The organism is Paenibacillus methanolicus, assembly GCF_008124765.1.
GTDB lineage: Bacteria > Bacillota > Bacilli > Paenibacillales > Paenibacillaceae > Paenibacillus_Z > Paenibacillus_Z methanolicus.
Genome location: NZ_VNHS01000002.1, coordinates 599,179 through 617,903 on the forward strand (window position 1 = coordinate 599,179; position 18,725 = coordinate 617,903).

Sequence of the window (18,725 nt, forward strand, 5' to 3'; positions counted from 1 at the left end):
TCCGAGAACCCGCTTTCTTTCCTGCTTGCCGGACTCCGGAGCGCCCTTCGCCGATTGATCTAGACCGGGCTTGCACTATCCCCGGCTCGCTGGCCACGCGACCAAATCGATTACTTTCTCCCTCATTGCCCGTATTCATAATGCCTTATCATAGCCATATTTGGCCAAAAAGTCAACTTGGGACGAAACCGCTACTCCATCGTGTACTTGTCCAGCTGATCCAGAAACGAGCGCGATTTGAGATTCAACCCGACGTGCGTATCCATCAGCTGCCGCATCGCCTGCTTGAGCAGCTTCTTCGTCTCCGGCTTAACCTGCACTTGCCCCATCCGCCTCATATCCATCCGGCGATACAACCGCAGAAGCTTAAGGGCGCCGTCCGTGAGCTGCAGCGCTTGCGGATCCCGGTATGAGCAGCGGCTGCACAAGACGCCGCCTGCCCGTGCGCTGAGCGCCATCGAACCGACGACGTTGCCGCAGGACGCGCACGTCTCGAAGTCCGGGGCATAGCCGGTCAACTCCAAGATTTTGATTTCGTACAACTGAATGATGATTTCCGGGTCCTTGCCTTCCTGGAGAGCCGCGAAGCAGCTCTTCAGCTGTTCGAATACATAGGCGCCCGCCTCCTCTTCCTGCAGCGCGCGATCCGTCAGCTCTGCCGCATAAGACGCATAGGCGGTAAGCTCCAGCCCTTCACGCAAAACATGGTGAGATTCGATGATCTCACCATGCGTCAGCGTGCCTAGGCCGGTATTACGGAAAAAGATGAATTCGCCGTGCGTGAAAAGCTGGGCCAGCGAGCCGTGCCTGCTTTTCGCCTTCTTGGCCCCGCGGATGATGACCCCTGCTTTGCCCTGCGTATTCGTCAACAACGTGACGATTTTGTTGCCTTCCCCGTAATCGATGCTTCGGATAACCAAGCCTTCGACCCGATATTGCATGTGCCTCTCCCCTTAACCGGCCGCGCGAGCCGAATGAGCGGAAGAGGCGTTCGATCCTTACGGCGCAAGTTCCTCCGCCGCTTCGACCGCGGCATCCAGCTCCGCCTGGCTCTCCGCCGAGCCGGCGGCCGATAATTGATCCATTTCCTTATAGAGCAAAAAAGCGTCTACGTCTCCGGTCAGTGTAAAATACTTCCACGAAAAATCTCGCACCCGTATTCCCCTCCGTCAATGGAAATGATCTAGGGTCTTAGGTTGCGATAATTGTCCGCGAGCTATCCCAAGCATAAATTGGTTAGATGAACCGGTCCTATGACGCCGGCCGCGCTAGTCGTTGCGGAAACCGAGGTCCTTCAGCATCCGGTCTTGGTTCCGCCAATCCTTCTTCACCTTGACCCACAGCTCCAGAAACGTGCGGGACCCGAGAAGCAGCTCGATATCCTTGCGTGCCTGTTTGCCGACTTCCTTCAGCACCGCGCCTTGCTTGCCGATAACGATGCCCTTCTGGGAATCGCGTTCGACGAAAATTACGGCTCCGATATGGACGACGCCATTCTCCTGCACTTTCATATCCTCGATGGCGACCGCGATCGAATGCGGCACTTCCTCGCGCGTCATATGCAGGATTTTCTCGCGAATTAGCTCGGCGACGACGAATTGCTCCGGATGATCCGTCACTTGATCGGCCGGATAATACTGCGGTCCTTCCGGCAAATACTTAGTCAGCGTCTGCAGCAAGGTGGAGATGTTGTTGCCCTGCAGCGCCGAGATCGGCACGATCTCGGCGAAGTCGTGCAGATCTTTGTATTCCGTAATCAGCGGAAGCAGCGCCTCCGGCTGAATCTTGTCGATCTTGTTCATGACGAGGAAGACCGGCGTCTTCACCTTCTTCAACTGCTCGATGATGAAACGGTCTCCGCCGCCTAATCCTTCGGCCGCGTCGATCAGGAAGAACGCCGCGTCGACTTCGCCCAGCGTGCCGACCGCAGACTTGTTCATGAAATCGCCGAGCTTATGCTGCGGCTTATGAATACCCGGCGTGTCCAGAAACACGATCTGATAATTGTCCGCCGTATATACGCCGTGGATTTTGTTCCGCGTCGTCTGCGGCTTGTCCGACATGATCGCGATTTTCTGTCCGATCATCTCGTTGATCAGCGTGGACTTGCCTACGTTCGGCCGGCCGATAATCGCGACAAAGCCGGAACGGAACGGTTCTTTTTTGGAGGGTTGGTTCATGATTGCGTTTGATTCCTTTCGTCTTCCAATGAAAATGCGCCCGGCAGCAGTTCCGTGATGGTGGTGATCCGCCAGTCGCCTTTCGTGTTGGTCATAATGATCGGCATGTCCGGCGAGCACAGCTCCGCGATTACTTGGCGGCAGACGCCGCATGGCGTAATCGGCAGGTGCGTCTCTCCCGTCACGGCGAGAGCTCGGAACGAGCGCGGCCGATGGCCGTCGGCGATGGCGCGGTGAAGCGCCGTACGTTCCGCGCAGTTGGTCGGGCTGTAAGCGCCGTTCTCGACGTTGCAGCCGAAGTGAATGGCGCCTTGCTCGTCCAGCAAGGCGGCGCCTACTTGAAAATTCGAATACGGCACGTACGCGCGCTTCCGCGCTACGAGCGCGGCTTCGGCGAGTGCCCGCCACTCGGCCGGGAGGTTGTCCTTATGTCCGGCTTGAGGTTGATTCATGTCCATCTCTCCATCCGAGTTATGATTACAATCCGAACTTAACCGCCAGATGCGGCAAAAACAGGATTGCGCCTATAACGACGGCTGCCGCCGCGATCACGAGGACGGCGGCGGCGGCGGTATCTTTGGCGGCCTTGGCTAGCGGATGCCGCTGCGGACTCGCCAAGTCTACGACGCATTCGACGGCCGTGTTTAGCAGCTCTGCCGCCAGCACGACGGCGATCAGCAGCGCAAGTACGGCCCATTCCAGTCCGGTGAGACCAAGCCAGAAGCCTGCGGCCGCCGCAAGCGCGGAGGCGATCCAATGAATCCGCATGTGGCGCTGCGTTCGCGTCGCATAGCGCAACCCTTCGACGGCAAAGCCGACGTTTTGCCAGAAACGGCGCATTAGCGCGTGAGACCGACCTGGGAAAGCACCGCTTCCTGCTTCCGGGTCATGACCGCTTCGTTCTCGTCGTCCTGGTGGTCGTAGCCGATCAGGTGCAAGAAGCCGTGCACGAACAGAAACCCGAGCTCGCGCTCCAGCGAATGCCCGTACTCTTCTGCCTGCGCGGCGGCCCGTTCGACCGAGATGATGATGTCGCCCAGCATGCCCTCGAGCGGCACCTCTTCGTCCTCGCTCTCCACCTCGTAGACGATATCCAGCTCCTCGTCCGTCACTTCCTGAATGGCGAACGACAGGACGTCGGTCGGACGGTCGATGTTCCGATACTCGCGGTTGAGCGAATGAATTTCTTCGTCCGTGACGAACGTCAGCGAAACTTCGCCGTCTTCAATGCCTTCCGCCTGCGCCGCCAGCTTCAACAGCTCTTCCAGCTTGCCGACGAATGCTTCCGGCAGCTCGACCTTCTCCTGTTCGTTGCTCCAATCCAGCTGTATGCTCATGCTAGTCGCTCCTTTGATTTGACCTCTTCCGGGTATTCAATCCGGGAATGGAAAATGCCGATGACCGTTTCCTTCAACGTCTGCGCGATCTTGTCCAGCTCCTTCAAGGTCAAGTCGCAATCGCTCAGCTGCCCGTCATCCAGGCGTCCTTTGATAATCTTCGCGATCATCGTCTCCACCTGTTCCACGGATGGGCTGCGCAAACTGCGGACCGCCGCTTCGACCGAGTCGGCAATGCCGACGATCGCCGCTTCCTTCGACTGCGCCTTCGGCCCCGGGTAGCGGAAATCATCCTCGGTAAAGTCGGGATCGACGCCCTCCTCCTCCGCCTGCTTGACCGCCTTATGGTAGAAGAACGCCAAGAACGTCGTGCCGTGATGCTGCTCCGCGATATCGCGGATCGGCTTCGGAATATTATGCGCCTTCAGCATTTCGACCCCGTCGCGCGCATGGGCGATAATGATCGATTTGCTCAGCTTCGGCTCGATATGGTCATGCGGATTTTCCATGTTGGACTGGTTCTCGATGAAATAGCTCGGCCGCTTCGTCTTGCCGATATCGTGGTAGAACGAACCGACGCGGCATAACAGGCCGTTCGCGCCGATCGCTTCGGCCGCCGCCTCCGATAGATTGCCGACCATGACGCTGTGATGATACGTGCCCGGCGTCTCGGTCAACAACTTGCGCAGGAGCGGATGGTTCGGATTGGACAACTCGACCAGCTTCAGCGCCGAGAGAATGCCGAACGACACTTCGAAGAAAGGCATTAGTCCGATAACGAGAATCGAAGTCAGCAGTCCGCTCGCGAACGCGAACGCTACCGTCAGCACCAGTTCGCTCTTCTGCGGCAGCTCGCCGAGCATGACGATCGCGAGCACCGAGGCCGAACCGAACAGACTCGCCATAATGCCTGCCTTCAGAATCGTCGAACGCTGGCCCGCGCGATGAATGCCGAAGATCGCCGCGAACGAGACGACGGCAATGACGAAGCCGAAATTAAAGTCGAAAATCGCGTCCGTGCTCGTATTAAAGATTACGCTGCCGGCAATCGCGAACAAAAACGAGCTGACGACCGCAAGGGGCACGTCCAACAAAATCGCGATCAGCATCGCCCCCATGGCGGTCGGCGCTAAATAACCGACAAACGGCATCGTATCCGTTTGCGTCAACTGAACGATCTCCATCGCCAGCAGATTCAGCAGATAAATCAACCAAAGCATGACGAACTGGGCGTTGCTGTATTTGGCCCCGCCGGGCGTGGCGCCTTTCTCCATGTAACTGTAGATGACGATGACGAAGAGCAACGATAGCAGGAGCAGTCCGAATTGCGGCCAATACGTCTTCTTGTCCTGCAGCCAGTTGAAATCCGAAAACATCTCGTAATTCTCCAGCGTGACGATATCGCCCTTCTTGACGACGACGTCCCCTTGCTTGATCATGACCGGCGGCGTCTCTTCCTTCGCCGCAACCTTCGCCTCGTTCGTCGCTTCCTTGTTCAGGAACCGGTTCGGCATGATCGCGAAACGGGCCAGTTCCTGCACGATCTCGCGCGATTTGCGGTCCGTCAGCGTGCTGGCGTTGACGAGCTCGGCCACTTTCGACCGGGCGGTCTCCGCGTCGCGCAAGCCTTCGCCCATCAGCTTCTTCACGATCACGACCGCCACGTCGCGCATCTCCGTCAACTGCTCGGCGCTAAGCGACGGCAGCTTGTAATACGTCTCCTCCGGCAGGCGGTACGCCTGATCTTTGGCGCCCTGCGCCATGTCCTCCAGCAGCGTATCGTTGTAGGCGTCGTTGCCGCGGTTCAACTGCGCGAAACGGTCTACGTAATCATGATAGGACTGCGGAATTTCGCTGCGATAAATATTCACTTTGTTCTGTTCCGTGACCTGGTCGTCTTGGTTCAACTGTTCGATCCGCTTGAAAATCTGTTCCAGCAAGGCATCGCCTTTCAGACTAACGACCGTATAGAGCGGTTCAACCTGCTCGGCGGCAAGTTCTTGCGCGGCGAGCGTCCGTTTCTTGTCTTCCTTCGCGTTCGGGGCGATGACGTCCCGGTCGCTGCGCTTGCCCGGTTCGATGTCGTAGGTCGTCGGAAGAACATGCGGCGCAAGGCTGAAGTAGAATAATACGACAAACAGAAGCAGCAGCACCCAACGTACCGCCGGGCTGTGCTTCCAGCTGCTTAACATGGTGATCTCCTCCTGCGATGGACATCCCCCAGTTAGGAATATGGAGTCGCCCTCGCGACCCCTATCCCTTTATATGATCGGTAACGCGCTGATGCTTGAGGGGATCGAACAACTTCGGCTTTCGCGGGCGCATCCGAATGAAGGATTATCCCGCGCCGGCTGCCGGCGCGGGATAATCCGTCTACTTCTCTTCGGCGTCCGACTGGTACGCCATAATTATTTTCTGCACGAGCGTATGCCGAACGACATCCTGATCGGTGAAATGAATAAATCCGATTTCCTCTATGTTCTTCAGTATGCGCGACGCCTCGATTAGCCCCGAGTTTTTGCCGCGCGGCAAATCGATCTGCGTAACGTCGCCCGTCACGACCATCTTCGAGCCGAAGCCAAGACGAGTCAGAAACATCTTCATCTGCTCAGGCGTCGTGTTCTGCGCTTCGTCGAGGATGATGAAGGAATCGTCGAGCGTCCTGCCGCGCATGTACGCGAGCGGCGCGACCTCGATCAAGCCGCGTTCGAACGCCTTGGCCGTCTGGTCTGGCCCGAGAACGTCATGGAGCGCATCGTAGAGCGGTCTTAAGTAAGGATCCACCTTCTCTTGCAGGTCGCCTGGCAGGAAGCCGAGATTCTCGCCCGCTTCGACGGCGGGACGGGTCAGCATGATCTTCTTAACCGAGCCTTCCTTCAGCGCCGCAACCGCGAGCACGACCGCCAAATACGTCTTGCCCGTACCCGCCGGGCCAATGCCGAAGACGACATCCTTGCGTTTGATCGTCTTGACGTAATGACGCTGTCCGATCGTCTTCACCCGGATCGGCTTGCCGCGGAACGTCGTCGTGATTTCCGCTTTGAACAAATCCAGCAGTTGATCCGCCTGCAGCGTCCGCGCCAGCTCGTAAGCGTACGCGATATCGCGCTCCGACGGCGTGTAGCCGCCCCGGACAAGCTGCTGCAGAACCGTATAAAGCTGCTCGAGGGAATCCACCTCGGGCGCGGGACCGGAGAGGATGATCTCCGCATCGCGCGACATGATGTCCGCGCTCGTCTGGTCCTGAACGGACCGTAAATACTTGTCCTGCGGGCCGAATAGCGCAAGCCCTTCCGCCGCGTTCGCGAGCGGGATCTTTACTACCTTCGTCTCATTCAGCAAAAAGGCTCATTCTCCTTGCATCTGTACTAACGGTTGCTCCGCCGCTATCGATTGTTCGACTTCAAAAAGCACTTTCATATAAACTTTACCATTCTCCGTCTTTTCATGCAAAATGTTTTCCGCGCGCACGACCGCGTCCGCGCCCGCTTTCGACAGAATATCGGCGCGCGCCTGGTTCAAGCCGATCGTCTTCGCCTCGGCGGCGGGGACCGGAATTTTGTCGAGGCGCACCTCGCGGATCGTCTCTTTGATCCGGCCAAGCGGCAGGCTCCAGGTCCGATATGCGGCCTGCTCCTCGTGACGGATCGTCTCGAAATATTGATACGGGATCTTCCCGTAGCCGCTTACCTTGAGCGCGCGCCCGAACGCGACCCCGTACCAGCGGGTCATCGTCTCGCCCGTGTAGACCTGCACCTTGCGCGTCAACGGGGAGGCGATTTCGTATTCGTGCCATACGAGCCCTCTCACTTTGCCGTGCGCCGGGACGAGCATGTTATGATTCTCGTCGCCGAGTATGCCCGAGATCAGAACATCGCCCCGTTTCACCTTCTGGTTCCGGTTGACGACCGGCCTTCCCGTCTCGGCCTGAATATCGGTGACGACCGCGTCGGCGGCCGCAATAATATGTCGCGGGTCGACTGGCGGCGATGGCGCAGGCTTCGTCGTCTCCACGATCTGAATCGTGATTTTGGTGCCGCGCTTCTCGACCCCGACCCAGGCCGCCCCCGGCAAGCTGCGCGTCAAATCCCGCTGCAGGTCGCTCGTGTCGGGCAGCCGGAACGACCATTGGAACGGGTACAACCCCTGCTGCTTGGCCACTTTCAGAATATGCTCTTCCGATAATTTCTCATTGCCCTTCACGTCGATCGACCAGATCAGCGACGACAGCAAGTACATGCCGACGAAGAATAGGACGAGCCCCGCGCCAAAAAAAAGCCTCTTCTCCACGCGGCGCAGCCAGAACGGCATTCCTTTCCGTCCGGCGACGTGCACGCGGCATCCCGTTTCTTTCAGCAGCGGACGCAGCTTGAAGAAATCGCCGACCGTGACTTGGCAAACAAGCTCCCCCCCGCTTGTCCGGCTGATGGACCATAATTGCAGTCCCTTCGCCAATGCGCGGTTAACCAGCAGCTCGAGCCCTTCGCCGCGGACGCGAATCGTCACGATCCCGCGCACCCACTGCAACCATGAGGCATTCATCGTTACTCCCCCTCTGTTATTCGTTCGGAACCTAATTGGCGCGGCACGCTATTCGCGGACCGATATATGTTTAATCTGGCCTTCGACGAACACCTCTTCGGTCCAAATGGTGCGGATGACAAGGCCATCGCCGATGACTTCGAGTTCGCCTTTGCTGAGCGCGAGCCGTAATTTATCGCTGGAGAAGTGAAGCACGCCGCGGTGGTTCTCGATGTAGAGCTGGCGGTCGCCGATCATGGTCACGCGTGGCAAATCAAATACGACATCCTGCGGCAGATCGAGCAGATCGGCTGCCATTTTGCGGAGTTTGCGGTTGATGCGGCCCATAGTTGGCTCCATGCCCCCTTCCCGTACTGTACCAACCTATGCGCGCGACCTCCGATTCATGACGCTTTTAACCGGCCGCGCAGCCGCTCGCAGCAGGGCGGACATGTCTAAGTAAAAAAATGGCCAGCCCTCTTGAACCGGGCTGGCCAATAGATCATATAACAGCTCTCTCGGACGCTCCGGGCGGCTCTACAGCCGTTCTGGGGCACCAAAGGGCTAGATTAAGGGTTTGGAAGTTGCGTCCGGCTAAGGGCGCCTCAGCGGCTTCTTGGAGCGAGGCGGACCAAGAATCTCCGCCATGACCACCGCCCGCTTCAGATCGTCCGCCTGCGGCAGCGGGAACGAGCCGTCTCGGCGCTCGGAAGTGCGATCCTGAGCCTTCGCGGGCGAATTCCCTCTGCCTGACGGCGGTTTCGATTGAGCCGGCATGTGCCGGATCGGAGGCGCCTTTACCGATTGTCGCGCATCCCGGATAGGCGCCTCAAGCTCCGCGCTCGGCGCGCCGTAAGTTCTGGAGGCACTGTCTTCCTCCCAATCGGCCATGCGCTCCCTTTCCTCCTCGCTGCTTCTGCCGCTTCCTGTCGACTCGGAGCGCGTGGAGGACGAATCGCCCCCGAAACTCGGCATCCGGCTTCCTCCGCCCTGCTTCCGGGCTTTGGAGACCATCGACAGCAGAAATCCGACGACGACGATCACGATATAGATGTTCTCCAACAGCAGTTCGATCAATGTTCTCATGAACGACCGTCACCCCCGTTCGCCGTTAGGCTGCTATCGCTCATCTTCGTCCGTCGGGGCGACGTCGGTCTTGCCGATCGAATTGCGCATTTGCGTATCGGCTTCCAAGTTCTTCAGGTTCATATAATCGAGCACGCCGATCTTGCCCGTACGGAGCGCGTCCGCCATGGCGAGCGGCACCGCCGACTCCGATTCGACGACCCGCGCGCGCATCTCGACGACGCGCGCTTTCATCTCTTGCTCTTGCGCGACGGCCATGGCGCGGCGTTCTTCGGCTTTCGCCTGTGCAATCCGTTTGTCCGCTTCCGCCTGCTCGGTCTGCAGATGCGCCCCGATGTTCTTGCCGACGTCCACGTCCGCGATATCGATCGAGAGAATTTCGAATGCCGTACCGGCGTCAAGACCTTTGCCCAGTACCGTGCGGGAGATGAGGTCCGGATTCTCGAGCACGTCTTTATGCGAATTGGACGAACCGACCGTCGTGACGATCCCTTCGCCGACGCGGGCGATAATCGTCTCTTCGCCGGCGCCGCCGACGAGACGTTCGATATTGGCGCGGACCGTGACGCGGGCCTTGACCTTAACCTCGATGCCGTCCTTCGCGACGGCGGCCACGATCGGCGTCTCGATGACGCGCGGGTTAACGCTCATCTGCACGGCCTGCAGGACGTCCCTACCGGCCAGGTCAATCGCAGCCGCGCGCTCGAACACGAGCTCGATGTTGGCGCGCTGCGCCGCGATCAAGGCATTGACGACGCGATCGACGTTGCCGCCCGCGAGGAAGTGGCTTTCCAGCTGATTGATCGTAAGACCCAGCCCCGCCTTGGTCGCTTTGATGAGCGGATTGACGATCCGGCTCGGAACAACCCGGCGAAGACGCATGGCCACGAGCGTGATGATCGAGATGCGCACGCCGGACGCCAGCGCCGAGATCCAGAGCATAATCGGGAAGAAACTAAGAAACACCGAGACGACGATGATCGCCAGGACGGCGATAATGATAATGGATACCGTTGGATCCAAATTCAACGCGAATTCCTCCTTTTGTTTGCCCCTGCCAAAATTGCTATTGCCGCTAATTTCCCGTACTGTGGCGCTGCACCACGATGCGGGTGCCTTCGACTTTCACGACGACGACGACCGCCCCGGCCGCGATAAAATCCCCCGACGTAACGACGTCGTACCGGTTGCCGTCGATGACCGCCGTACCCGACGGACGCAGCGTCGTATAGGCTTCGCCCGTGCGGCCGACGAGTTCGGTCTGGTTCACGTTCGATACGTACCCTTCCTCCGTCGTCAACCGGTCGCGCAGGATCAACTTGTTCCATATGCCCCGATGTTTGAACCGTTTGGCGATGAGATAGACGATCACCGCGGACACGACAAGCGCGACGGCCAGCGACACGATCGCCGTCTCGATATCCGGCGACGCCATGACGATGCCGGCCACGATCGCGCCCGACCCGAGCAGACCGAGTATGCCGAAGCTCGGCACGAACACTTCGATCACGAGCAGCACGATTCCGATGATAAATAGCATCATATCCTCCATTCCGGCAAAGCCCGCGACGTAATGGCCGAAGAAGTACAATCCGAACGCCGCCGTTCCCAGAATGCCCGGGAAACCGAATCCGGGAATGAAAAATTCGATGGCGATCCCCGCGATCCCGATGATAAACAGCAACGTCATCACGACCGGCATCATGAGGAACCGAGCCAGCTTCTCCGAGAAGGTCGGCGATACGGTAACGACTTCGCGCTCTTCCAAACCGCTTTGCCGCATGACATCATCCAGCGTGTCCGCGGTGTAATCCGCATATCCGACTTTCACGGCCTCCGACGCCGTCAACGTCAAAATGTCGCCTTGCCGCTTAACTTTGCCTATCGTATCCAGCTTCAGCTCGGCGTTCGGGTCGACCATCGCGGCCGCGATTTCCGGATCCCGGCCGTTCAACGCCGCGGCTTCGCGCATCTCCTCTCTCCACATGGAGACGACTTTCGGATTGTCGATCAATTCGCCCGAACCGTCCACCACGGCCGCGGCGCCGATCGTACTGCCCGGCTGCATCGCCAGCTTCTTCGCGTTCAGCGCGATATAGGTGCCTGCCGAGATCGCCTTCCCCTGGACGAACGCGGTCGTCGGCACGGGGCTCGAGCGTACGAGATGTCCGATCGCCTCCGCGCTGTCCACCCGGCCGCCGAACGTGTTGAGCACCAGAATCACCCGCTCGGCCTTCGCCTCCTTCGCTTCCGCGTAAGCCCGTTCCAAATACGACTGCAGACCGCTCTCTACGGATTGCTCGGCGTGCACGACGTATACCGCGCCCGCCGTTTCTTGACCATGCGCCGATGCCGTCAGGATGACGAGGCCCGCCAACAATATTGCCGTTGCCAATAAGCAGGCGCCTGCCTGTCGCCCCATACGCAGCGCCCTGTTAACAGCCATAGCTCCCTCCCCCTCGCGATTGATGTGTCCACTAATACGATAGGATGCCCGTAAGCGTTTCATTCCGAACGAGCCCCAACGAAAAAACACCCTCCCTTGCGGGAGAGTGTTTGGCGGTCAGCCTATGTTATTGCAGAAATTGCTGCACGAGCGAGTTTACTAGTTTACCGTCTGCAAGCCCTTTGACTTTCGGCATAAGGGCGGTCATGACTTTTCCCATTTCCGCTTTCGAAGAAGCACCGGTTTCCTGGATGGTCTGTTGAACGATCACTTTGATCTCTTCTTCGGTAAGCTGCTTGGGCAGGTATACACTAATAATTTCAATTTCTGCTGCGATGTCTTTCGCAAGATCGTCGCGGCCCGCTTTTTCAAATTCTTGGAGGGAATCTTTACGTTGTTTGACTTCACGACCTAGAATATCAAGCACTTCGCTGTCTTCAAGAGGACGCTTCAGTTCAATTTCCTGATTCTTGATGGATGCGCGAAGCATCCGGATCGTCGTCAGCTTGAACTTCTCTTGACTACGCATAGCTTGTTTCATATCGTCGTTCAATCGTTCGCTAAGGTTCATTGTGGAAGGATCCTCCTAAAACTTTCTCTTGCGCGCAGCCTCGGACTTTTTCTTGCGCTTCACACTAGGCTTCTCATAATGCTTGCGTTTCTTAACCTCTGCCAATACGCCATCTTTAGCGATGGAACGTTTGAAGCGGCGGAGTGCAGCATCAATTGTCTCGTTTTTGCGAACTTTTGTTTCAGACACCAGTTTTCCCTCCCTCCGAAACAGACCGTCCAAGAAGAACATACACGGTTTATCAAACTACATTATAGGCTAAAACGAAAGCCTCTGTCAACTTGGACTGCTAATTGATTCTTAAGGAGAAGCTAAGAACCAAGAAGCGGGCCCAAATTCCGACCGCCGACCAGGTGGAAATGCAGGTGATATACGATTTGTCCGCTGTCGGGATTGCAGTTGTTGATCAGCCTATAGCCGGACTCGTCCACGCCGAGTTCCTTGGCAATCTGCCGGGATGCCGCGAAAATTTCCGCCATTACCGCGTCGTCTTCGCCCGTTACGTCGTTCATCGTCGGAATGTGCTTCTTCGGAATGATCAGGACGTGGACCGGCGCCGCGGGCTGTATATCGTGGAACGCGAGAATGCGCTCGTTCTCGAATACTTTTTTGGAAGGAATGCTGCCTTCGACGATTTTGCAGAAAATACAATCCATTCACTTGCCCCCCTTGTTCGCTGTCTTCAGCGTTCTTGACCTATCCTTCTATGATAGCGAAAAAAAGGCGGCTCGTCCAATAGGGGCCAAAAAACCGGCGACCCAAAGGTCCCCGGTCTCCTCACCCTGTCGATTGGGGCTTAGTAATAGTACGGAAGCAGCGACAAACCCAGCAGCGCCGCGAGCGGGAATACTTGACGGTAGAAGCGGCGGCGAGGGAAATACGGATAGGGATAAAGCGGCGGGTAACCGAAACCTGGCAGGAACGCGCGCGGGTCCATGCCGCCGCCGTGGATAACGGCGATACAAACGACTTCGTCGTCGATGTGCTCGACGAAGCCGTCGCAGCAGAAGCCGTCTTTCGTGTGGACGAGCACGTAGCGGTGCATATGGCTTTTGCAGAAATGTTTGATTTCGGGCATTTCCATCGGCTTGGTCGGCGCGACCGGCGCAGGCTCTTGCACCGCCGGCAGCGTCATCATCGGCGGCATGACTTGCGGCATGACCGGCGGCATCATAGGCGCGGTCGGCGCTTTGGCGATCGGCGCCGTCGGCGTCTTGGTCATCGGCGCAGCGGGCGCTGCGGTTACAGGCGATGTAGCGTTGTTCTCCATTCTGAACGGACCTCCCAGGTCGATATCTTGGTGTGCGGCGAGTTGCTCACTGCAGTATGATATTCGCCCGTGGGCAATCGGCTACTGGTTCGGCAAAAAATAGGCGGGCTGAACCGCCGAGTAGAAAATCGGAACGACCGATGCGGCGCGTTTAAGTTTCCCGCTTGGCATGACGCAAATTATGTCGGGTAGGCTCGACCCTATTATTAAACTTCATTCATCTCTATCGAAACGAAATGAGAAAATTCTCACGGAAATCTCATAAACGGCTCAGAATCGTTGGGAATCCTTGGTTTGCGCGCTCTATGTCAAAATCACCCATTTTTCGAGGGTGCTATACTATTGCCAACAAGACCAAAGATTAGCAGACGGAGGGACAACAAGAACGATGCATAACACTCGGCGGCTTCGCAAATATGCAGTAACCGGATTGTGCGCGGCAGCGGGCTTCGTAGCGATGGCCTTCTGCGCTCCCGGGCAAGGACACGCGGCAACGGAAGAATCCTTGGAACTCATCGACTTCGGCAAAGAATATATCGGAACTCCATATAAAATCGGCGGCAGCAGCACGGCATCCGCGTTCGACTGCTCCTCATTCACGCAATTCGTCTTCAAATCCGACGGCATCAAGCTCCCGCGCACCTCGACCGCCCAAGCCAAGGTCGGCACCAAGGTGGATAAAGGCAGCCTCAGCGTCGGCGACCTCGTCTTCTTCAAGACCAATGGCAGGAGCATCAGCCACGTCGGGATCTATGCCGGCAACAACCAGATGCTTCACAGCTCGAGCAGCAAAGGCGTCGTGCTGACAAGCATGAATTCGTCCTATTGGAAGAATAGCTACGTCACGGCTCGACGCGTCAAGCTGTAGATAAGCACCAAGGCGAAACGGCCGTCGCCGTCTTTTGCGGCGCAGCGCGTTTCGTTCCGGAGAAATAGAATATACGTGTAACTTATAACTTCTCATAGTTGAACGAGAACAGAGCGTCCCACTTCAAGCGAGGGACGCCCTGTTTGTTTTTATTCGGCTAACGAGATCACGATGCGCTGCGAACCTGCCGCGGCGTTGACAAGCAGCCCTTGCTCGCCCGCGGCCGTTTGGCCGCCTTCCACGCCGGATGCTTCGGAGATCCCGGCCAGACGCAAGTTCCAAGGCTTCAGCGCGCCCTCCGCCGTAACGACGATTCGGTTGCCGCTGCGCACGGCTTCGGCCGTATAGAGCAGCTCGCCGCCAAGCGTATAGACGGGCGCCTTCGCGCTGGCGCCGTCCGCGAGCTCGAACAGCTCGAACGTAATGCCGTCCGCGTAGTCATAATCCGGTTTCTGGTCGTTCGCGCCGACGGCCAGCAGCGTGTTCGGGGCAACGAGCAGCGGCAGCGTCATGTAGCCGTGCTCCTCCGCATGCCATTTGCCGCCCTCGACCGTCTCTCCGGTCAAATAATTCGTCCATCGTCCTTCCGGCACGTAATATTGCACGCGTCCGTCCGGACGGAAGATCGGCGCCACGAGGAGGCGGTCGCCGAGCATGTACTGAAGATCGAGCGCATGCGTCGTCGGATCTTCCGGGAACTCGAGCACCATGGCCCGCATCATCGGCAATCCTTGCGTCGAGGCTTCCACCGCAGCTCCGAACAGATACGGCATCAGCGCGCTTTTCAGTTTCGTGAAGCGGCGCAGCACGTCGACCGCTTCCTCGTCGAAGAGCCAAGGCACCCGATACGATTCGTTGCCGTGAAGACGGCTGTGCGAGGACAGCAGGCCGAAAGCGACCCAGCGCTTGTAAATATCCGGCGGCGCCGTGCTCTCGAAGCCGCTGATGTCGTGGCTCCAGAAGCCGAAGCCGGACAATCCGAGCGACAGTCCGCCTCGGATCGTCTCCGCCATGGACGCATACGTCGCCGAACAGTCTCCGCCCCAATGAACAGGGAACTGCTGGCCGCCGGCCGTCGCCGAACGGGCGAACAACATCGCTTCGTTCTTGCCGAGCTTCTCCTCCAACACTTCGAAGACGGCTTTGTTATACAGCTGCGTGTAGTAGTTGTGCATCTTGGCCGGGTCGGAGCCGTCGAAGTAGACGACGTCCGTCGGAATCCGCTCGCCGAAATCGGTCTTGAAGCAGTCCACGCCCATGTCGACGAGACGGCGCAGGTGATCCTTGTACCACTCGACCGCGTCCGGATTCGTGAAGTCTACCAGCCCCATGCCGGCTTGCCACAGGTCCCACTGCCAAACGTCCCCGGACGGCGTTTTGACGAGATACCCCTTCTCCATGCCTTCATCGAACAGCGGCGACTTCTGCGCAATGTAGGAATTGATCCAGACGCAGATCTTCAGACCGCGGTCCTTCAGCCGTTTCAGCATTTGGACCGGCTCCGGGAATACCGCCGGATCCCATTCGAAGTCGCACCATTGGTACTCTTTCATCCAGAAACAGTCGAAGTGGAAAACGTGCAGCGGCAGATCGCGGTCCGCCATCCCTTGGATGAAGCTGTTCACCGTCTCCTCGTCGTAGTCGGTCGTGAACGACGTCGTTAGCCACAAGCCGAACGACCATGCCGGAGGCAGCGCAGGCTTGCCGGTCAGCGCCGTATAGTTGCCCAGCACGTCCTTGAGCGTCTCGCCGCCGACGACGAAATACTCGAGCGATTCGCCCGGCACGCTAAACTGAACTTTGGAGACGTTCTCCGAGGCGATCTCGAACGAGACGCGTTCCGGATGATTGACGAAAATGCCGTAGCCTTCGCTCGACAGGTAGAACGGCACGTTCTTGTACGCCTGCTCGCTGGACGTGCCGCCGTCTTCGTTCCAAATATCGACAACTTGGCCGTTCTTCACGAATGGCGTGAATCGCTCGCCAAGGCCGTAAATGCGCTCGCTAACGCCGAGATCCAGCTGTTCCCGGAAGAACGCTTGCTTATCTTTCGTTTGAATATAGGCGGTGCGCTTATGACTCGATCCGGTCGCGTACTTGCCGTAGTTGGTGAAAGCCATGTTCCACGGACCTTGTTTGCTCAGCTTCAAGCTTAAGCCGCCGCTCGTGAGTGTCAACACATCTGCGTCGGTTGCGATGTCCGGCTTAAATCCCGCTTCGGGGAACAGCTCGAAATTCGGGCCGACCGCCTTCTTGCCCGCATGGTGCGTCCACCGTACGCGAATGACGTCCTTGCGCGGGGCGCTCAACTCCACCTGCAGCAGCGGCGCGTTGAGCGTATCGCCTTTGATCTGCACATTCCGGCATGCGGCATGAACCGTGACGCCGTCCGCACTCTCGCGGATATCCCGAATTTCGATCGGGTGATGCATCGTCGTGCCTTCTTTGACCATCCAATAACCGTCGGTAAATTTCATGTCGTATCCCTCCGCGTGTTTATACTATAATCATATTGACTTCGGTAAGCGTTATCTTTAAAAATTTTGCTTATTAATATAAGGATTTTGACATTATCTCATGGAAAGGAGACTGCAATGGACCGAGCGACGCTAAAAGAATCCAGAATACACGGCCATGCGCTGTATCCGCTCAGCATCTATCCGATCGATTGTCCGGCCGATCAGCCGCTGCTCGATTTGCATTGGCATGACGAGTTGGAGCTGCTTCTGGTCACGAGCGGCCAAGCGGTGTTCCGCGTGGATGTGACCGACTACGAGGTGAGTGCGGGCGAGGCGATCTTCGTCGCATCGGGCGACCTCCACTCCGGCTACGTCAAGGGCGAAGCGGCATGCGCCTTCGTCGCGGTCGTATTCCACCCCGATCTGCTCGGCGGCGGCACAATCGATCTAACCCAGGAGCAGTACATTCAACCGGTCGTGCGCAAGAAATGGGCCGTGCCGGTTCATCTGAAACGCGAAGACCCCCTCGCCGCGGACATACTGGACATGACGGAACAGTTAATCGAGCTCAATACGGACAGACCTCCGGTTTACGAACTGACGACCCGAGGGCTGCTGCTCATAATGATGGCCAAGCTATATCGGCTCGGTACTCCCGCCACCGGCGAACGAAGCCGTCCGCATTCGGACGATTATCGGATCGAACGGCTCAAGACCGTGCTCCATTACATTCACGAACATTACGCCGAACCGGTTAAGCTGGGCGATCTCGCCGCACAGGTCGCGATGAGCGAAGCCTATTTCTGCCGGTTCTTCAAATCGATTACGGCGAAGAGCCCCCTTGAATATGTGAACCAATACCGAGTTCGGCAAGCCGCGGTTCTGCTGCGAGAGACCGACAAGAAGACGATGGAAATCGCGCTTGATGTAGGATTCAACAATTTGAGCTATTTTATCGGCGTGTTCAAACAGCATTTCGGCATGACGCCGGCGGCGTACCGGAAGCGCCAGCAGGAACGCGAACCATCGACACCGTAACCAACCAAAAACGACCCGCAACCGGTTCGCTTGATGATCTCAAGCGGCCCGGTTGCGGGTCGTTCGCGTTCGTTCGCATGCCCGTTAGGGCTCAAGTTCGAGTCGTTCCGGCTCGTTCATGATGGCGATCAGCGCTGCGGCGATCTCGATCCATCGCTTGTCCGCTTGCGCCGTAAGCGCTTCGTCGCGCTTCGGGACTTCGCCGTCGTAGATGAGATCGGAGGCCGTCTCTTGAAGCTTGGCATAAACGCCGCCGAGCATCGTAAGGTAGTCGCGCTCGCCGCGCGTCAACTCGCCCTCATGATTACCGGCCTGCTCCAGCCCCAGCTCTACGCCGGCCAGAAAGTCCTTCGGCGAACGCGCGCCGTCTTGTAGCGGCTTGTCGCCCGATGCTTCCGCCTCGGCGAAGAAATACTCGACTTCCGGCCGATCGTCGAACGCGTCGGCCAACCGGCTCTTCGCTTCAAGCCGGCTCGCGATGTCTGCGCTGTTCGTCAGCAGCTCGATCGTATGCAGCACGTCCGCGATATGCTGCTTCGTTTGGTATCCCGCGTTCATGATCGCTTCGCCCCGTTCCGCGCGCTCGTCCTGCGTATGAACGATCGTCCGCGTATACAGAATGACGTTGCCGGTCAAGCTGACGACGAGCAGCAGCAGCAGGACGGGCACGAAATAGGAACGCTTCGGGGAATTGGCTTCGGTCACGATGTATACCTCCACAGTCTCATGGCCGCCGCGGCGGGTTACTTAAAAGTACGAGTTCAAAAAGTCGACTTGCACCGAGAAGGTTGCGTGAAGGCGAAGAAGGAGGAACAAAGTTTAGTCAAACCTAAATGAGCACCGGACTTTAAGCAACCCACACGCAAGATTCGATGCCAAGATACCTCATGATCTGCTTCGCGATCAAATATCGACTTATTGAACAACCTCTGGGGGCCTGACGCGACGG

At 57.9% G+C, this 18,725-nt stretch carries 21 protein-coding genes; 2 read left to right on the forward strand and 19 right to left on the reverse strand.

The genetic code is table 11. The features are described from left to right. Nucleotides 1–191: 191 nt before the first annotated feature. From recO to BCM02_RS36465, 17 genes are all read right to left on the reverse strand, one after another. Nucleotides 192–941, reverse strand: a complete 750-nt coding sequence (gene recO / locus BCM02_RS07720; RefSeq protein ID WP_148928471.1) for a DNA repair protein RecO — start codon at nt 939–941, stop codon at nt 192–194. A 57-nt stretch (nt 942–998) separates the two neighbouring features. After that, on the reverse strand, nt 999–1,154 hold the full coding sequence (locus BCM02_RS07725; protein ID WP_148928472.1) for a YqzL family protein: 156 nt from the start codon (nt 1,152–1,154) through the stop codon (nt 999–1,001). A 114-nt stretch (nt 1,155–1,268) separates the two neighbouring features. Then, entirely contained in the window at nt 1,269–2,180 is a 912-nt protein-coding gene (gene era / locus BCM02_RS07730; protein WP_148928473.1) for a GTPase Era, read from the reverse strand. Further along, complete coding sequence (gene cdd / locus BCM02_RS07735; protein WP_148928474.1) at nt 2,177–2,632, reverse strand: cytidine deaminase; 456 nt, start codon at nt 2,630–2,632, stop codon at nt 2,177–2,179. Before cdd ends, era begins: the two co-directional genes overlap by 4 nt. A 25-nt stretch (nt 2,633–2,657) precedes the next feature. Beyond that, complete coding sequence (locus tag BCM02_RS07740) at nt 2,658–3,020, reverse strand: diacylglycerol kinase (protein WP_148928475.1); 363 nt, start codon at nt 3,018–3,020, stop codon at nt 2,658–2,660. Continuing rightward, nucleotides 3,020–3,517, reverse strand: a complete 498-nt coding sequence (gene ybeY / locus BCM02_RS07745; RefSeq protein WP_148928476.1) for an rRNA maturation RNase YbeY — start codon at nt 3,515–3,517, stop codon at nt 3,020–3,022. Before ybeY ends, BCM02_RS07740 begins: the two co-directional genes overlap by 1 nt. After that, nucleotides 3,514–5,709, reverse strand: coding sequence for an HD family phosphohydrolase (locus BCM02_RS07750; RefSeq protein WP_148928477.1), 2,196 nt, complete (start codon nt 5,707–5,709; stop codon nt 3,514–3,516). The genes ybeY and BCM02_RS07750 overlap by 4 nt, the downstream gene beginning before the upstream one ends. Before the next feature lie 181 nt (nt 5,710–5,890). Continuing rightward, the gene (locus BCM02_RS07755; RefSeq protein ID WP_187434062.1) at nt 5,891–6,859 is read right to left on the reverse strand and encodes a PhoH family protein; all 969 of its coding nucleotides are present in this window, start codon (nt 6,857–6,859) and stop codon (nt 5,891–5,893) included. Nucleotides 6,860–6,865: 6 nt separating this feature from the next. Then, nucleotides 6,866–8,059, reverse strand: coding sequence for a sporulation protein YqfD (yqfD, locus tag BCM02_RS07760; RefSeq protein ID WP_148928478.1), 1,194 nt, complete (start codon nt 8,057–8,059; stop codon nt 6,866–6,868). Between the two features lie 48 nt (nt 8,060–8,107). Then, a complete protein-coding gene (yqfC, locus tag BCM02_RS07765) occupies nt 8,108–8,386 on the reverse strand; it encodes a sporulation protein YqfC (RefSeq protein ID WP_148928759.1) in 279 nt (92 codons plus the stop codon). Nucleotides 8,387–8,632: 246 nt separating this feature from the next. After that, on the reverse strand, nt 8,633–9,124 hold the full coding sequence (locus BCM02_RS07770) for a hypothetical protein (RefSeq protein ID WP_148928479.1): 492 nt from the start codon (nt 9,122–9,124) through the stop codon (nt 8,633–8,635). Between the two features lie 33 nt (nt 9,125–9,157). After that, nucleotides 9,158–10,147 carry a flotillin-like protein FloA gene (gene floA, locus BCM02_RS07775; protein WP_187434103.1) on the reverse strand — a complete coding sequence of 330 codons (990 nt, stop codon included), beginning with the start codon at nt 10,145–10,147 and terminating at the stop codon, nt 9,158–9,160. 52 nt (nt 10,148–10,199) lie between these two features. Continuing rightward, on the reverse strand, nt 10,200–11,570 hold the full coding sequence (locus BCM02_RS07780; RefSeq protein ID WP_148928481.1) for an NfeD family protein: 1,371 nt from the start codon (nt 11,568–11,570) through the stop codon (nt 10,200–10,202). Nucleotides 11,571–11,697: 127 nt separating this feature from the next. Beyond that, nucleotides 11,698–12,141 (reverse strand): GatB/YqeY domain-containing protein, encoded by a 444-nt coding sequence (locus BCM02_RS07785; protein WP_148928482.1) that lies wholly within the window; start codon nt 12,139–12,141, stop codon nt 11,698–11,700. A 15-nt stretch (nt 12,142–12,156) separates the two neighbouring features. After that, nucleotides 12,157–12,330, reverse strand: coding sequence for a 30S ribosomal protein S21 (gene rpsU, locus BCM02_RS07790; RefSeq protein ID WP_005547957.1), 174 nt, complete (start codon nt 12,328–12,330; stop codon nt 12,157–12,159). Nucleotides 12,331–12,452: 122 nt separating this feature from the next. Then, entirely contained in the window at nt 12,453–12,797 is a 345-nt protein-coding gene (locus BCM02_RS07795; RefSeq protein WP_148928483.1) for a histidine triad nucleotide-binding protein, read from the reverse strand. A 140-nt stretch (nt 12,798–12,937) separates the two neighbouring features. After that, nucleotides 12,938–13,411 carry a hypothetical protein gene (locus BCM02_RS36465; RefSeq protein WP_342791298.1) on the reverse strand — a complete coding sequence of 158 codons (474 nt, stop codon included), beginning with the start codon at nt 13,409–13,411 and terminating at the stop codon, nt 12,938–12,940. 388 nt (nt 13,412–13,799) lie between these two features. On the opposite strand from BCM02_RS36465, the gene BCM02_RS07805 reads away from it, so the two are divergent. Continuing rightward, nucleotides 13,800–14,279, forward strand: coding sequence for a C40 family peptidase (locus BCM02_RS07805; protein WP_148928484.1), 480 nt, complete (start codon nt 13,800–13,802; stop codon nt 14,277–14,279). 149 nt (nt 14,280–14,428) lie between these two features. Here BCM02_RS07805 and yicI read toward each other — a convergent pair whose 3' ends face one another. Further along, nucleotides 14,429–16,756, reverse strand: coding sequence for an alpha-xylosidase (gene yicI, locus BCM02_RS07810; RefSeq protein WP_148928485.1), 2,328 nt, complete (start codon nt 16,754–16,756; stop codon nt 14,429–14,431). A gap of 117 nt (nt 16,757–16,873) precedes the next feature. Here yicI and BCM02_RS07815 point away from each other — a divergent pair, with 117 nt between their 5' ends. Beyond that, nucleotides 16,874–17,776 carry an AraC family transcriptional regulator gene (locus BCM02_RS07815; RefSeq protein WP_148928486.1) on the forward strand — a complete coding sequence of 301 codons (903 nt, stop codon included), beginning with the start codon at nt 16,874–16,876 and terminating at the stop codon, nt 17,774–17,776. A gap of 84 nt (nt 17,777–17,860) precedes the next feature. On the opposite strand, the gene BCM02_RS07820 is transcribed toward BCM02_RS07815, so the two are convergent. Further along, nucleotides 17,861–18,481, reverse strand: a complete 621-nt coding sequence (locus BCM02_RS07820; RefSeq protein WP_148928487.1) for a hypothetical protein — start codon at nt 18,479–18,481, stop codon at nt 17,861–17,863. Nucleotides 18,482–18,725 lie beyond the last annotated feature (244 nt).

Coding starts and splice junctions, on each gene's coding strand:
- recO (WP_148928471.1), bottom strand. CDS start 941: ATGCAATATCGGGTCGAAGGCTTGGTTATCCGAAGCATCGATTACGGG.
- era (WP_148928473.1), bottom strand. CDS start 2,180: ATGAACCAACCCTCCAAAAAAGAACCGTTCCGTTCCGGCTTTGTCGCG.
- cdd (WP_148928474.1), bottom strand. CDS start 2,632: ATGAATCAACCTCAAGCCGGACATAAGGACAACCTCCCGGCCGAGTGG.
- BCM02_RS07740 (WP_148928475.1), bottom strand. CDS start 3,020: ATGCGCCGTTTCTGGCAAAACGTCGGCTTTGCCGTCGAAGGGTTGCGC.
- ybeY (WP_148928476.1), bottom strand. CDS start 3,517: ATGAGCATACAGCTGGATTGGAGCAACGAACAGGAGAAGGTCGAGCTG.
- BCM02_RS07750 (WP_148928477.1), bottom strand. CDS start 5,709: ATGTTAAGCAGCTGGAAGCACAGCCCGGCGGTACGTTGGGTGCTGCTG.
- yqfD (WP_148928478.1), bottom strand. CDS start 8,059: ATGAATGCCTCATGGTTGCAGTGGGTGCGCGGGATCGTGACGATTCGC.
- yqfC (WP_148928759.1), bottom strand. CDS start 8,386: ATGGGCCGCATCAACCGCAAACTCCGCAAAATGGCAGCCGATCTGCTC.
- BCM02_RS07770 (WP_148928479.1), bottom strand. CDS start 9,124: ATGAGAACATTGATCGAACTGCTGTTGGAGAACATCTATATCGTGATC.
- BCM02_RS07780 (WP_148928481.1), bottom strand. CDS start 11,570: ATGGCTGTTAACAGGGCGCTGCGTATGGGGCGACAGGCAGGCGCCTGC.
- BCM02_RS07785 (WP_148928482.1), bottom strand. CDS start 12,141: ATGAACCTTAGCGAACGATTGAACGACGATATGAAACAAGCTATGCGT.
- BCM02_RS07795 (WP_148928483.1), bottom strand. CDS start 12,797: ATGGATTGTATTTTCTGCAAAATCGTCGAAGGCAGCATTCCTTCCAAA.
- BCM02_RS36465 (WP_342791298.1), bottom strand. CDS start 13,411: ATGGAGAACAACGCTACATCGCCTGTAACCGCAGCGCCCGCTGCGCCG.
- BCM02_RS07805 (WP_148928484.1), top strand. CDS start 13,800: ATGCATAACACTCGGCGGCTTCGCAAATATGCAGTAACCGGATTGTGC.
- yicI (WP_148928485.1), bottom strand. CDS start 16,756: ATGAAATTTACCGACGGTTATTGGATGGTCAAAGAAGGCACGACGATG.
- BCM02_RS07815 (WP_148928486.1), top strand. CDS start 16,874: ATGGACCGAGCGACGCTAAAAGAATCCAGAATACACGGCCATGCGCTG.